This window comes from Solwaraspora sp. WMMB762 (genome assembly GCF_049179115.1).
In the GTDB taxonomy this organism is placed as follows: domain Bacteria; phylum Actinomycetota; class Actinomycetes; order Mycobacteriales; family Micromonosporaceae; genus Micromonospora_E.
On the sequence record NZ_JBMHMD010000001.1, the window covers coordinates 4,075,326 to 4,089,418 of the forward strand.

14 protein-coding genes are annotated in these 14,093 nt (G+C 73.1%); 7 read left to right on the top strand and 7 right to left on the bottom strand.

What is annotated here, in order from left to right; genetic code table 11:
* Window positions 1-23: 23 nt before the first annotated feature.
* From ACN27J_RS18215 to ACN27J_RS18235, 5 genes are all read right to left on the bottom strand, one after another.
* Window positions 24-1,808 (bottom strand): VirB4 family type IV secretion system protein, encoded by a 1,785-nt coding sequence (locus tag ACN27J_RS18215; RefSeq protein WP_421367690.1) that lies wholly within the window; start codon window positions 1,806-1,808, stop codon window positions 24-26.
* Entirely contained in the window at window positions 1,805-2,773 is a 969-nt protein-coding gene (locus ACN27J_RS18220) for a PrgI family protein (protein WP_421367692.1), read from the bottom strand. The genes ACN27J_RS18215 and ACN27J_RS18220 overlap by 4 nt, the downstream gene beginning before the upstream one ends.
* Window positions 2,770-3,645 carry a hypothetical protein gene (locus tag ACN27J_RS18225; protein ID WP_421372330.1) on the bottom strand — a complete coding sequence of 292 codons (876 nt, stop codon included), beginning with the start codon at window positions 3,643-3,645 and terminating at the stop codon, window positions 2,770-2,772. Before ACN27J_RS18225 ends, ACN27J_RS18220 begins: the two co-directional genes overlap by 4 nt.
* Before the next feature lie 35 nt (window positions 3,646-3,680).
* The gene (locus ACN27J_RS18230; protein ID WP_421367695.1) at window positions 3,681-4,061 is read right to left on the bottom strand and encodes a pilin; all 381 of its coding nucleotides are present in this window, start codon (window positions 4,059-4,061) and stop codon (window positions 3,681-3,683) included.
* Between the two features lie 530 nt (window positions 4,062-4,591).
* On the bottom strand, window positions 4,592-5,446 hold the full coding sequence (locus ACN27J_RS18235) for a hypothetical protein (RefSeq protein WP_421367697.1): 855 nt from the start codon (window positions 5,444-5,446) through the stop codon (window positions 4,592-4,594).
* A gap of 776 nt (window positions 5,447-6,222) precedes the next feature.
* Between ACN27J_RS18235 and ACN27J_RS18240 the strand changes: the two genes are divergently transcribed.
* The 7 genes from ACN27J_RS18240 to ACN27J_RS18270 all read left to right on the top strand — a co-directional run bounded on the left by ACN27J_RS18240 (window position 6,223) and on the right by ACN27J_RS18270 (window position 12,240).
* Entirely contained in the window at window positions 6,223-7,110 is an 888-nt protein-coding gene (locus ACN27J_RS18240) for a hypothetical protein (protein ID WP_421367700.1), read from the top strand.
* Entirely contained in the window at window positions 7,079-8,089 is a 1,011-nt protein-coding gene (locus ACN27J_RS18245) for a TRM11 family SAM-dependent methyltransferase (protein WP_421367702.1), read from the top strand. Before ACN27J_RS18240 ends, ACN27J_RS18245 begins: the two co-directional genes overlap by 32 nt.
* Window positions 8,086-8,946 carry a hypothetical protein gene (locus tag ACN27J_RS18250; RefSeq protein ID WP_421367704.1) on the top strand — a complete coding sequence of 287 codons (861 nt, stop codon included), beginning with the start codon at window positions 8,086-8,088 and terminating at the stop codon, window positions 8,944-8,946. The genes ACN27J_RS18245 and ACN27J_RS18250 overlap by 4 nt, the downstream gene beginning before the upstream one ends.
* Window positions 8,943-9,488: a DNA cytosine methyltransferase gene (locus tag ACN27J_RS18255; RefSeq protein ID WP_421367706.1), complete on the top strand. Its 546-nt coding sequence runs from the start codon at window positions 8,943-8,945 to the stop codon at window positions 9,486-9,488. The genes ACN27J_RS18250 and ACN27J_RS18255 overlap by 4 nt, the downstream gene beginning before the upstream one ends.
* A 157-nt stretch (window positions 9,489-9,645) precedes the next feature.
* A complete protein-coding gene (locus tag ACN27J_RS18260; protein WP_421367708.1) occupies window positions 9,646-10,242 on the top strand; it encodes a hypothetical protein in 597 nt (198 codons plus the stop codon).
* Between the two features lie 162 nt (window positions 10,243-10,404).
* On the top strand, window positions 10,405-10,683 hold the full coding sequence (locus ACN27J_RS18265; RefSeq protein ID WP_421367710.1) for a DNA-binding protein: 279 nt from the start codon (window positions 10,405-10,407) through the stop codon (window positions 10,681-10,683).
* Window positions 10,684-10,773: 90 nt separating this feature from the next.
* A complete protein-coding gene (locus tag ACN27J_RS18270; protein ID WP_421367712.1) occupies window positions 10,774-12,240 on the top strand; it encodes a tyrosine-type recombinase/integrase in 1,467 nt (488 codons plus the stop codon).
* Between the two features lie 433 nt (window positions 12,241-12,673).
* Here the strand turns inward: ACN27J_RS18270 and ACN27J_RS18275 are convergent, their stop codons facing one another.
* Both ACN27J_RS18275 and ACN27J_RS18280 read right to left on the bottom strand, forming a co-directional pair.
* Window positions 12,674-13,075 carry an Imm1 family immunity protein gene (locus ACN27J_RS18275; RefSeq protein ID WP_421367715.1) on the bottom strand — a complete coding sequence of 134 codons (402 nt, stop codon included), beginning with the start codon at window positions 13,073-13,075 and terminating at the stop codon, window positions 12,674-12,676.
* Window positions 13,076-13,363: 288 nt separating this feature from the next.
* A complete protein-coding gene (locus ACN27J_RS18280) occupies window positions 13,364-14,056 on the bottom strand; it encodes a hypothetical protein (RefSeq protein WP_421367716.1) in 693 nt (230 codons plus the stop codon).
* Between the last annotated feature and the right edge of the window lie 37 nt (window positions 14,057-14,093).

The following is a 14,093-nucleotide window of genomic DNA, read 5'->3' on the forward strand; positions in this document are numbered from 1 at the left end:
CCTGCGTGTCGACAGGGTTTGGGCTAGACGCTGTCGGCGTCGTCGTCGATCAGGTCGAGCGGGTTGGTGGTCGCGAGGGCGTGTTCGGTGTCGCTGGAGACGGCGTCGAACGCGGTCCGGTTGGTGCCGCTGATGAGCAGGCCGTGGCCGCGGTGGGCGGACAGCAGCAGCCGCTGTTCGCCCGCGGTGAGGCCGAACGCGTCGCCGACGGCGTCGATGGCCTGGGGGGCCTGGCGGAGCAGTACCTGGGTGGCGGCGTTGGCGACGACGGCTTGGCCGAGGTCGCTGCCGAGGAGGTCGGCGGCGTCCTGGGTGATGACGGTCAGCCCGGCGTGGCGTTTGCGGGCCGCTTTCGACATGCGGAACAGGAACCGGGCGCCTTCGCCGTCGCGCATCAGCAGCCATGCCTCGTCGACCACCACGAGCCGCCGTGCCGGGTGTTTCGGGGTGTCGACGGCGCGCCAGATCGAGTCGAGGGCGAGCAGGGTGCCGACGGTGCGTAGTTCGTCGGGCAGGTGCCGCAGTGACCAGACGACGAGGTGCCCGTCCGGGGTGTGGGTGGTGGGTCCGTCGAACAGGTCCGCGAAGCTGCCGTGTACCCATGGGGCGAGCCGGGCGGCCAGGTTGGTGGCGGCGGGGTCGTCGTCGGTGTGGAGTGTCTGTGTGAGGTCGCGGAGCAGCGGCGCGGGCCGGTGGTGGGTGGCCGGGTCGGCGGTGATGCCGGCATGTCGGTAGACGGTGATGATGGCCCGGTCGAGGGCGGCCCGTTCGGCGGGTGGCGGCTGGTGGCCGATGAGGACCGAGATGAGGGTGTGGAGGAACAGTCCCCGGCGGGTCAGGGTGTCGGGGCGGTGGTCACCGGCGGGCAGGTCCAGGGGGTTGATCTTGACGCCGGGGCGGCCGAGTCGGACGGTGCTGCCGCCGACGGCGTCGGCGAGGCGCGGGTATTCGTCCTCGGGGTCGACGACGGCGACCTGGACGCCCTGGTAGAGGCTGCGCAGGATTTCCAGTTTGACGAAGTACGACTTCCCGGCGCCGGAGCGGGCCAGGATGATCGAGTTGTGGTTTTCCTGGGTCCAGCGGTCCCACCAGACGATGCCGGCGCTGGCGGGGTTGACGCCGTAGAGGACGCCGCCGGTGGTGGCCGGTGCGCCGGGTAGCGGGGCGGGAAGGTCGGGGCTGGACAGGGGGAACGCGGCGGCCAGCGCGGCGGTGTCCATGGTGCGTGGCATCCGCAGCCCGTCCGTCGCGAGGGGCAGGGTGGTGGTCCAGCCGGCGAGGTGCCGCCAGGTCGCGGGTTGTACGTCGATGAGGGTGGACGCGGCGGCCGCGCGGACCTGGGCGCAGGCGGTGGCGAGTTCGGTTTCGCTGCGGGCGTGGACGGTGAGGTACAGGCCGACGCGGAACAGTTTCGCGGCGCCGCGGGCGAGCCGGTCGGCGAGGTCGGCGGCGGCGGCCGCGGCGGCGTCGGTGTAGGGGTCGGCGAGTTTGCCGCGGTCGGCGTCGGCCCGTCGGGACGATTCGTAACGGGCCTGCTGGCCGCGGAGCCGGGTGGCGGCGACCGGCGCGGGCAGCGGTTCGATGTGCAGGGCGAGGTCGAGCCGGCCGGGCCAGGACAGCAGCGGTTCCAGCCAGGCGGGGCCGACCTCGGCCGGGTAGCCGGTCACCGCCAGGGTGGCGGTGTATCCGTCGCCGACGCGCAGCCAGCGGGGTGTGACCTCGACGGCGGCGGGGGCGACCGTCGACGCCACCGCGGCCGCGCCGGTGGGGCCGCCGTCCGTGCGGCGGCGGTTGCGGATGATCGTCATGATGTCCTCCGGTTGCGGCGGGCCGATGTGGGGGCGGTGGTGATCACGGTGTCGGGCGCGGCCAGCCCGCCGGGACGCGGCGGCCGGTAGGGGTCCGCGGCGGCGGTGAGGGCGGCGGTGACGGCCGCACCGTCCAGGACGCGGGGGGTCACCCCGAGGCCGGACAACGCGCGGACGGTGTCGTCGGCGCGGCGCCGCGCGGCGTGGGGGCCGGCTTCCGCGCCGGGAGCGCGGTTGACGACCAGGATCTGACGGCGCAGCGGGTCACGGCGGACGGCGAGGTCTGCGAGGAACGCGGCGTGGTCGGCGCACGCCGCCGTCAGCCGCGGGTGCGGCTGGGTGGGCGCGGCGGCGGCGAGGGCCCGGCTGTGGGAGGCGAGGTCGACCGGCTGGGCGGACACGACGATCTGGACGGGGGCGGAGAGGCTGTTGAGCCACCGCCCCCAGCCGTCGATCAACGCCGCCTGCTCGCCGGGGGTGCGCAGCGCCAGATTGACGGTGGCGGTGCCGACGATCGTCGCCCGGGCGCCGCCGAGGCTGATCTGCCCGTCGTCGTCGATGGCGTCGGCGGGCAGCCGCAGCGGCGCCGGTAGCGGCAGCCGCCGGGACCGGGGGACGTCGACCCAGTCCGGGACCGCGCCGTCGCCGGTGGAGGCGGTGGACAGCGACCGGGGGGCGCGGGTGTGGCGGACCGCGTGCGCCAGCCACACGTCCAGCGGCAGGCCGTCGCGGCGGCCGAGCGCCACCCCGGCGGCGAGCCCGCCGATCAGCATCCCGGCGGCGACGAGGATGGGGGCCGCGACGACGCCGTGCAGCGCCTGCCACAGGCAGTAGAAGATCAACGCGGCGGCGGCGACGATCGCCAGCTGGTGGAACGTCAGCCCGTAGGCGACCTTGTCGGGGGCGTCGACGTCGGCGGGCATCCGCGCCGTGACGGTCGCCTCGTCGGGATCGGGTCGGGTCATCGGATACTCCTTCGAAGGGTGTTCAGGCCGGGAACGGCGCGGGCGAGTTGCTGGACCACGACGACCGCGCCGAGGGTGGTCATGCCGCGGCTGCTCTGGCCGGCCCAGCGGGCCATCAGCCCGGGGATCTTGACGGTGGTCCACAGCAGCACCACCACGACGAGCAGGTTGACGGTGCCGCCCGGGTCGACCGGCACGGGCAGCGCCGCCGCCGGGTCGAGCAGGATCTGCTCGCCCGCGGTGAGCAGGAACGCCTGCGCGACGGGGATCGCCAGGCAGCCGGTGTAGGAACGCCACCACAGGCGGGCCACCGGGTCGGTCTGCGGCAGGGCGTGGCAGGCCAGGGCCAGTGGCGCGACGGCGGTCATCACCAGCAGCGCCACGAACCGGCCGATCATCTGGACCGCGGTCGCCGCGGCCAGCGCGGCGATGACCGCGGCCAGGATCAGGAACAGCAGCGGGACGGTGTGGTTCGCGGCGGCGGCGGTGAGGTGGGTGTGGATCGCGGTGAGCGCGCCGTCGCCGTCGTAGGCGCCGTCGCTGACCGCCCCGGTCACCGCGTTGCCGAGGTCGATCAGCTGGGCGCAGATGAGCTGGGAGAAGTGCGCGGCGGTGAAGCCGACGACCAGCCTGGGCAGCAGGTCCTTGACCGTGTACCGGGACTGTTCGCCGCCGCCGGCGGCCATGATCAGGACACCGGCGGCGACGAACGCCATCAGGAAGACCGAGTCGACGATCCACACCGACCGGCCGGTGAGGGCCCGCACCTGCGGCATCGCGGTGACCTGCGGTGTGGTCAGCAGCACCCCGGTGATGACGTCGAAGACCGCGACGACGCAGGCCAGGACCGCCTCGGTCAACCAGGCGATCATCGCGTCGAGGACGGGACCTGTCAGCAACACCGCGCTCAGCCCCCGACGACGCCTCGGACGACCTGCAGCAGGACCGGGGCGAGCACCGCCAGGCCGTAACCGAGCAACGCGTTACGGAAGGCGAACTTGGCCCGCTCGACCTGCGACGGGTCACCGCCGGCGGTGGCCCAGTACACGCCGGCCAGGACCAGGAACAGGGTGGCGACCGCGGCGAGGATCCCCATGATCCAGTTCCGCAGGTTGGCGATCACCACCGGCAGCGAGTTCGCCTCCGGCGCGACAACGCCACCGTCAGCGGCGTGCGCGGCACCCGCGACGACGAGGGCGAGACCGACAGCGGCCAGCGGCACGGCCACGCGCAGCGCGCGGCGACGGAACAGTCGGGCTCGTGGAATGTGGTGTGGGTTGCGGGACATCGTGGTCACCTCCCGCCACGCCCCCACAACAAGGGGGGCGTGGCGACTCGACAGCGGTCCGGGACAGGACCGCCGCCGGGCGCGGATGAACGGAGCAGGCGAACCGTGTGCCCCGGGGAGGAGCTCGTCCTCCCTCACGGGTGGGTCACGGTCATCGATGTGGTGTCAGCGCATCGGCGGCGCGGCACCCGAGGCACACGGATCGCGTCCGCTCCGCTCACAACTGCCCGGCGGCGGGCGGGACCGGCGGCCGGTAACGGCCTAAGTGGTCCCACACCCCCGAACCGGCCGCTGTGAGCCCCGGCGAACACCCGCCGCGCTCGCAGGCCCCTCACACCGACCAGGGCCGTCCTCCTCCATCGGCCGGTGCCACACGGCCCCCGGCCACCACCCGCCGGCCGACCCGTTCCAACCCGACCAGCCTGGACACCCCGCCACGAGGGGTCCGGCCTCGTCCGAACACGGAAGACGGCCGCGCCCGACGCGACATCGCATCGGACGCGGCCGTCACACCGCCGGCAGACGAGGAATCAGGCGGCCGCCTCGGCGGTGCCGCGACGCCCGACCGGGCCACGACCGGGCCGGCGTCGACCGCGACGACGCAGCCGAGCCATCGTCTCCGGCGACGCCACCCCGCTCAGCAGCCCGTGCGCCAACGCCTCGGCGAGGCGCCCGTCGATACGCGTCAGCCGCATTCGCAGCGCGTCCACGCTGACCCCCATCCCGGCGGCGATCGGCTCGACCGCCCGGCGGCCGAGCCGCACATCGATGTAGGCCTGCTCGTCCCGGGCGTCGACGACGCCGAGGATCACCGCCCGCCGTACCAGCAGGTCCGGATGCCCGTAGGGCACCCGCGGCGCCCGCGGACCCGGAACCACCTGGTCGATGTCCTCCACCGGCACGTACCCGCGTTGCCGCAACCGCAGATCCCGCCCCGCCCGCCACGCCGCCCTGACCAGGCCCGCGTACGGCGCCGGCCCGGCCACGTCCACCCGGTCGCGCACCGCGGCCAGGAACCCGGTCAGGATCTCCGCGTCCACATCCGCCGGATCCCCGTCGTAGCCCCGGCACAGGGCGGCGGCGTACCGCCGCAACGCCGGCAACGCCATCCCGACCGCACCCACCACCCAGTGCGGCCCGTCGAGCCGGGCCCGACGGACCACCTCCCGCCACACCTCATCCCGCGCCGTGTAGGCACGCGGGCGCCGCAGCAGCCAGTCCCGCACCTCGGACAGCGGCATCACCCGCCGCGGCAGACCCGTGTCAGCGGCGAACGCCGCGCAGTCGAGAACCAGCGGCGGATCCGGCTCACACGTCAACGCCGCGAACGCGGCCCCCGCCGCGTCAAGAGCCGACGTCGGCCAACCCGTGTCGGACACACTCATGTCAACACTCCCCTGACAGAAACAGAACCTGGTGCCGTCCGCCGGGTCACGCCGCAGCGAACAGCGCCACCGATTCCGCCACAACGGGCTCACACACCACTGACAGCGCCGCCCCGGCCACCCGTCCGCCCACCGCCGCGACAGACGTCCCCTGCCACCGCCACGCCCACGGCCCGGGCGGCGGCGTCGGCCTGTCACCCGAGGCCTGACCTGCCCTGTGACACGCTGACAGAAAACACCGACCGCGACCCACTGCCGCCCACTCCGGTCCGCGACCCGCGGCACGCACCAACCCCGGTCGTCCACGCCCTGTGACACGACGGCCCGCTCACAGTCCTCTGTCACCCCCGCCGCTGTCAGCGGCCACCCCGCCGGTGACAGCAGCCGGTCCTCTGCCACCCGCTGACACGACCCCGCTGACAGAACCAGCACCGCCCTGACAGAAGCTCACCCCTGCCGGAAAGACCTGATCCACCGGACACACCCCGTCCCGCTGGCAACGCCCGACCACCCCCGCACGTCGCACACCGCAGTCAGGGCCGCCCCGGCAATCCGCGGCAACGCCGGCCACCACCAGGGCCGACCGGCCGGACCGCCGCAGACCGGCCCCGCAGAGCCGCACCCCGGCAACGGGCCACGGCGCGACCGAGGCCGGTGGTCGACCCATCTGGTCGACGCCTGTGAGCGCCTGTGAGCGCGGCGGATGTTCGCCACAGCCCACACACGCCGGTTCGGGGATGTCAGCGCATCACGGCGCGGCGCGGAGCCGACACCACATGAGCGAGCACTCCACGCCGCAGCCCGCCCACCCGGGCGGCAACCCGAACGTCCCTCCGATCGATGTGGTCGCCGGTGACCCGCCGGTGCCGATCACCGTCTGGCGCACCGCCCGCGGCGGCGACGACCAGCACACGACCATCACCCGCCGGTTGGCGTACCGGCTCGTCGCCGCCTACAGCCGGCCCGGCGACGCCGTCGTCGACCTCACCGACACCCACACGCTGTCCACGGCCTGCCAGCGTGGTGGACGCCCCCACCTGCCGGCCCGGTTCACCAGGCCGGCGAGGCTGACCATCGGCCCATCGACACCACCACCGGCCCCGCCATCCGACGACCACCCCGACCCGGGCGGTCCTGACCTGGACGGGTCCGGTGAGGCGGGGGTGTGGTTCGGCGACGACCTCACCGACCCCGCCCCGCTACCCGGCGACGACCCGACCACCCCGCACGGCGGCGACGGTCCGGGGCGTACGAGTCTCGTCGTCGCCACCTGGCCCCTCCACACCCGCGACGACGCCGCGAACCTGGCCCGGCTGGGCGGGCTGCTCACCGCCTGCGGCCGGCTGCTGCGCCCCGGCGGCTGCCTGGTCCTCGTCGCCGGTGCCCCCGCCGGCGTCGCCGCGGCCCCGCAGGACTTCACCAACGTCGTCGACGCCGCCACCGGCGCGGGGCTCGGCTACCTGCAGCACATCGTCGCGGTCGCCGCCGACACCGACGGCGACCGGTTCACGTTCCACGCCACCGACGAGGAACTGCTGTCCCTGGCCCGCGCCACCCACGCACGGGAGTTCGTCCTCCACGTCAAGGTCCACGCCGACCTGCTCGTCTTCACCACCCCAACGACCTCGCGGGATGTCGCACAGGGCGGTGAGCGGCGTGCCTGAACCCACCACCAACACCGGCGACGACGCCGGCCGGGACCCGGGACAGGGCCAGGGTCGGGGCCAGAAGGCGGCGGTGTCGCCGCAGGGCCTGTCGGTGTGGGCGACCGCCCAGTCGACCGGCCCGGTCCAACGACGCGGCCGCTACGTGCCCCAGTCGGTCACACACCCCGCCCGGATGCTGCCCGCGATCGCCGCCCACGCCGTCCGCTCCTACACCCGGCCCGGCGACCTCGTGCTCGACCCGATGTGCGGCATCGGCACCACCCTCGTCGAAGCCGTCCGCCTCGGCCGGGACGCCATCGGCGTCGAGTACGAAAGCAGGTGGAGCGACATCGCCGACGCCAACGTCGTCCACGCCCACCGCCACGGCGCGACCGGGCGGGCGTCGGTCGTGCGTGGTGACGCCACCCGCATCACCAGCCTGTTGCCGGCCGCGCTGGCCGGACAGGTGTCCCTCGTCGTGACCTCACCGCCGTACGGGCCGACCGTGCACGGCCTGGTCCGCCCGCAGGCCGGCGCCGGCGTACACAAGTCCGACAACACCTACAACGACGGCACCGACAAGGGCAACCTCGCCTACCGGGACCTCCCCGGCCTGGCCGACGGCTTCACCGAGATCCTCGCCGGCTGCGCCACCCTGCTCAAGCCCGGCGGGATCGTCGTGGTCACCGCCCGGCCGTGGCGTAAACGCGGCGAACTGGTCGACCTGCCGTCGGCGGTCATCGGCGCCGGCGTCGCCGCCGGGCTCGTCCCGGTCGAGCGGTGCGTGGCACTGCTCGCCGCCGTCCGCGGCGGGCGGCTGATCGCCCGACCGTCGTTCTTCCAACTCTCCGCCGTGCGTAAGGCCCGCCAGGCCGGGGTGCCGATGCACCTGATCGCCCACGAGGACGTCCTCGTCCTGGCCAAGCCACAGAGCACAGCGGGTTCCGCCGAACCCCAGCGCCCGCACCACGATCCGGGAAGCGGGGTGGTGGCGTGACCACAGCCACCCGCCGCTACCTGTCCCTCGGCGCCGGCGTGCAGAGCACGACGCTGCTGCTCCTGGCCGTCCAGGGCAGGATTCCCGGGTTCGACGCAGCCGTGTTCGCGGACACGTCGTGGGAACCGGCAGCCGTCTACCGGCATCTGGACCGGCTGACCCGCATCGCCCGGCAGGCCGGGATCGACGTCATACGGGTGACCGCTGGCGACATCCGCGCCGACGCGCTCGACCCCGGCCACCGGTTCGCCTCCATGCCGCTGTTCACCCTCGGCCCGGACGGTCAACGGGGCATGGCCCGCCGGCAGTGCACCAGCGAATACAAGATCAAACCCATCAAGGCGGAGGTACGGCGCCGGCTCGGCTACCCGCACCCCGCACGCGTGCCGGCCGGGGTACGGGCGGAGATGGCGATCGGGATCAGCCTGGACGAGATCGGCCGGGCACGCGATTGCGACGTCGCCTACATGCGCAACGTGTTCCCGCTGCTCGACCTGGGCTGGCGGCGGACCGACTGCCTCCGCTTCCTGGCCGACAACGGCTACGCCGACACCCCGAAGTCGTCCTGCGTGGGATGCCCGTTCCACGACGACCGTTTCTGGGCTCGTCTGAAGGCCGACAGCCCGCAGGAGTGGGCAGACGCGGTCGCGTTCGACACGGCGGTCCGCAACGGCTCCGCCCGGGCCAACGCTCAGGGTCGTCCACTGCGCGGGGAGTTCTTCCTGCACCGGCAACGGGTACCGCTCGGCGAGGTGGTCCTGCGCCCACGCCCTCAGCCCGACGTCCCGGGCTGCGGGCCGTGGACCTGCCCCCACCACGACCCGCCCCGCCAGGACGGCCGTGGGGAGGTGGGGTGATCGGTGACCTACCCACCCCCGCGCGGATCGGGTCGCTGTGCACCGGCTACGGCGGACTCGACCTGGCCGTCGAGCTGGTGCTCGGCGGCCACCTCACCTGGTACGCCGAAACCGACCGCCACGCCACCACCGTCCTTAACCGCCACTGGCCCGACGTGCCGAACCTCGGCGACATCCGCACCATCGACTGGACCCGCGTCCCGCCCGTCGACATCGTCACCGCCGGCTTCCCCTGCCAGGACATCTCCAACGCCGGCCGACGCGCCGGCATCACCGGTATCCACAGCGGCCTGTGGACAACCATCGCCGCCGCCGTTCGCGTACTACGACCACGGCTCGTCTTCGTGGAGAACGTCGCCGCCCTCCTCCGCCGAGGACTCGACGTCGTCCACGCCGACCTGGCCGAGATCGGGTACGACACGCGCTGGCTATGCCTACGCGCGTCCGACATCGGCGCACCCCACCGCAGAGACCGCCTGTTCCTGCTGGCCACACCCACCGAACGAGGAGGCACCGACGCTGCCCACCCCGTGCGCCCGTGACGGCAAAGGCCCCGGCCACCAGTACGGACTACCCGACCTGGTCGAACCGGCCGGCACCCGCCACCACCACCTTCCACCGACTCCGCACCCGACGCCGCATGGGCCGGACGCGTCCCCGCAGGCCGGGAACGACCGACAGTCCGGCGCCGCCCCGAGGTTGCTGCCGACGTCGAGGGCCAGCGACACCGGCACCCCGGGCCGGCGGGCCGGGACCGGGTGGCGGCCACCGCTGTCACAGATACTGCTGCCCACCCCACGCGCCTCCGACGGCACCAAGGGCAGCCCGGGGCAGCGCGGATCACGCGGCGACCTCACCCTGCCGTCGGCGGCCGCACGGGTGCCGGACCGGATCCTGCCCACCCCCCGCGCCTCCGACGCACGCGGACCCGGCCGACACGGCGACGGCGGCGCCGACCTGCGCACCACCGTCGCCCGGCTGGGCCAACCCGACACCGACCGGTGGGGCGCCTACGCCCCAGCGGTGGCCCGCTGGGAACAGCTGCTCGGCCGCCGCGTACCCGAACCCACCCAACCCGGCCGACACGACAAACCGGTCCTGGCCCCGCCGTTCGTCGAATGGCTCATGGGCCTCAACGACGGCCACGTCACCGACCCGACCCTCGCGATACCGCGCACCGGCGCGCTGCGGGTCCTCGGCAACGGCGTCGTCCCCCACCAAGCGGCCGCCGCGCTACGGCTGCTGCTGTGCCCGCACCGGTGGGCCGCACCCGACCCGCCCAGTCGGACTCCCTGACCACACCGCCCGAACCGGCGCCCCGGCTCCGACCAGGGCCGCGTCTCGGTGACGCCCGCCTTCCCCTTCGCCGCACCACCTCACCATGACCCAACCCACCCGCAGAGGGCCCGCCACCACCACGGTGGCGGGCCCCTTCCCCCCGTTCGACAAGGACAGATCATGAACGACGCATCCCCCGCCACCGCCGCGGACAAGCCGGCTCCCCCGCCGGTCTGGACCGTCGACCGCATCCGCGCACTCGGTGCCGTCACCGACGTCGCGACCGCCGGCGCGATCTTCGGCATGTCCCGCAGCAGCGCCTACGAACTCGCCCGCGCCGACCGGCTCCCCGTTCCCGTCCTGCGGGTCGGGTCCCGCTACCGGGTTTCCGTCACCGCGATCCTGACCGCCCTCGGCGTCCCCACCGACGCCCCTCCCCCGCCGCCGCCCGCGACTTGATCGCACCGCCGAACCGAGCGTCGATCAACCCAACGGACACCCGACAATCCGATGCTCCCCACCGGGGCGTCGGCAAGGAGGACACCCGTCATGGCCGACGGATCCATCACCAAACGCTGCAGCTGCCGACACAACGGCAAACGCCTCGGCGCCCAATGCCCCAAACTGCGCCGCGGCAACGGCTGGAACCCCCACCACGGCAGCTGGCGCTACCAGCTCGAACTCCCCCTCGACACCGCAGGCAGGCGGCGGCAACTACGCCGCAGCGGCTTCGACACCCGCGAAACCGCCGCCGACGAACGCGACCACGCCCGGACGCTGCTCGACCTCGCCGGCCGCGACGAGACCCTGCGCCAGCAGATCGCCGACACGCTGCACGCTGTCAAACCCCACCAGCCGCTGCCCGACCGCGACGACATGGCCCGACGCGTCCGCGCCGACGTACCCGCCGACACCCGCCTCACCCTCGGCGACTACCTCACCGAATGGATCAAGGGCCGCACGAAACTGCAACCCGCCACCCGACGCAGCTACCAGGACCACATCACCAAGTACTGGGCACCCCACCTCGGGCAGGTCGCGCTGCAGGACCTCACCGCCGCGCACATCGAGATGGTCTTCACCGCGATCGAGTCCCGCAACGCCGAAATCCTCACCGCCAAGGCCAGCCCGGTGAAAGAGGTCCGCGACGCGGTCAAAGGAACCCGGACCGTCGGCGACGCCAGCCAACAGCGGATCCTCGCGACCCTGCGCAAGGCGCTCAACGACGCCCGCCGTCTCTACCACCACCGCCTGATCGACCGGAACCCGGCCGAGTCGGTCGAACTCAGATCGGGAAAACCACCGAAGCCCCGCCTGTGGACGGACGCGGCGGTCAACCGGTGGCGCCGCACCGGCCAGCGGCCCAGCCCGGTCATGGTCTGGACACCAGCGCAGGTGGGCGAGTTCCTCGACCTCGCCGAAACCGACGACCCCGAGCTGTACGCGCTGTTCGACCTGGCCATCCACCGCGGCCCCCGACGGGGAGAACTCTGCGGTCTGCACGACTACGACGTCGACCTGGAAGCCGCCGCGATCACCATCACCAGCCAGCGCACCAGCGTCGGCTACCAGGTCATCGAAAAGGGCGTGAAGTCGGCAGCCGGGGACCGGGTCGTCGACCTCGCCGACGAAACCGTGACCAGCCTGCGCACCTACCTGACGCGCCGCGCGGGATGGAAGATCGTCGCCGGCGACGCCTGGGCCGACACCGACGTCTTCTTCGTCCGCAAACGCGACGGCCAACCCTGGCACCCGGAAACAGTCGCCTACCGGTTCGACCGCCTCGTCGAACGCAGCGGACTACCACCCGTCCGGTTCCACGACATGCGCCACATCGCCGCGACCCTGATGCTCGCCACCGGCGCAACCATCAAGGAAATCCAGGACACCCTCGGCCACTCCTCCTACAACCTGACCGCCGACACCTACACCTCCGTCCTCGCTGAACTGAAGAAGACCACCGCGGCGGCGACGACCCGACTCGTCCCCCGCCGCAACCGCCCCAAGGCGGCATAACACGGGACGGCACACACGCCGACCGGGCCTCCCACCCCCGTGGGACAGGGTGCCGCAGCGTGACTCCGGACCGGTGTCGGAAGTAGGTGTCGACGACGGCCGACACTCCCCCGGCCCGGGCAGACGCCAGCCCGCCCGGGCCGCCGACACATGTCACCTTCCGTAGCGGGTCCCGCAACCCAGATCCTGACCGCGAAGGAGGCGACGGTCCCCACAGCGCCGAAACACCGGCGGGACCACCCGTCTCGACACCACCACCGCCGCAACGCCCCGCGTACCGGGCGGGACTGGTGGACCCGAACGGTTGTGAGCCCGAGGTGCGCAACGCAGCCTGCCGATATGCTGCGCTCGGGCGGCGCGGCACCATCTCCATGTCGATCTCCCGCAAGAGTCGATCGCGCCGCCCCCGACCCCTCCCCGGCATCACCCCCGGTCATTGGTGCTCTGACCGCCAGGTGAGGCAGGTGGGCCGGCGGCCCGTGGCGGTGTACTCGGCGACGGCGCGGCCGGCGGCGGCGACACTGACCCGGGCCAGGATGGCGGGCACGGTGACCAGGCCGGAATCGGGCGATTCGACAACCGTGATCGCGCCGACGGGTTCGCGCTCGATGCCCCGCGTGCCGTCCGGGAGCCAGCACACCGCTGCCCGGTTGACGCGCGTGTCGACGTCGATCCGCAGCTGAGCTGGCCCGTCCCCGGGGCCGATCCAGATGGTCTGGCCGGTTCCACCGTGGGCCATGATCGACTCAGCCTGACCGGCGAACAACTCGGCGGCGCGGACCGGGTCGGGCAACGGCTCGCAATGGCCGTGGTAGTCCACCATTACTGCGGTCAAACGTCCTCCCCCTGTATCGGTCGGTCGGGCCGCGTGACCGGCGGCGGAGGCTGGCGGGCTGGTGGGCTGGTGGGCCGCCGCTGCGGTGGCGGCGCGTCGGGCTGATGCCGCCGGCACCGGTCTTCTGCCTGAGTGCTGCCGAGCGCGGATGGCCACTCCAGAGATCCTGCGGGTACAGGTCGTCGTCTTCCTGCCGTCATGAACTCACCCACGACCTGGGCTGTGTCCATGGCTGTGGCCCGGGTGCGGTTGGGTTGCCTCCCGGTCCGGTCGGGTTGGGCCGTCTGGCTAGCGGCCGAGGCGTCTGGCTGTCTGGTCGGTCAGCGTGTCGGTGAGGTCGTGCAGGAATGCGAGCGCCGTGTCCGTCTCCGCGGTGGGTGTCAGCGCCTGCACGTACGCCATCACGACCAGGTTCTCGTCGCGGACGAGGTGAGTGATGTCGATCTGGGTGGCTCCGAGGCCGCCGCCCGTGGTGCTGCTCGCGTCCAGGTCTTCAACGGTTTCGAACGAGAGTCCGCTGTCCTCCCACCAGCCGGTGAGGTCGGCCGTGGTGGTGCCGGGTGTGGTGTCCTTCCACAGGTCGACGTAGCGGGCGGCGTCCTGGTTGTACGCCTCGACCGCGCCTGGCACGTCGTCGTAGACCCGGACCTGTATTCCGCCGACGGGTTCGAAGCCGAGTTTGGTGGTGAAACGCCCGTCGGTGGCGTGGGCGACGAAGATGCAGTACGCCGACCAGTGGGTCCGTCCCACGCTGTAGGTCGTGTGGTGGTCCCGGGCGGGAGCGAGGGTGAGCCCGAATCGCCGGAACAGGTCCTCCGACCGCAGCCGGTTGCACAGGTTCTGGGGCATCTGGTCATACGGCGGTGTCGGGTCGGGCCGCGGGTCCTCGGTGTCGGTCCCGCACCCGCTGGCGACGCCCACGAGTACGGCGGCGGCCAGACACGCGGCGAGGATGCCCCGTCTGCCGGTGGTGGGGTTCATCGTCCCTCCTCGCGAGGGGTGTCCAGGGTGAGGGAGC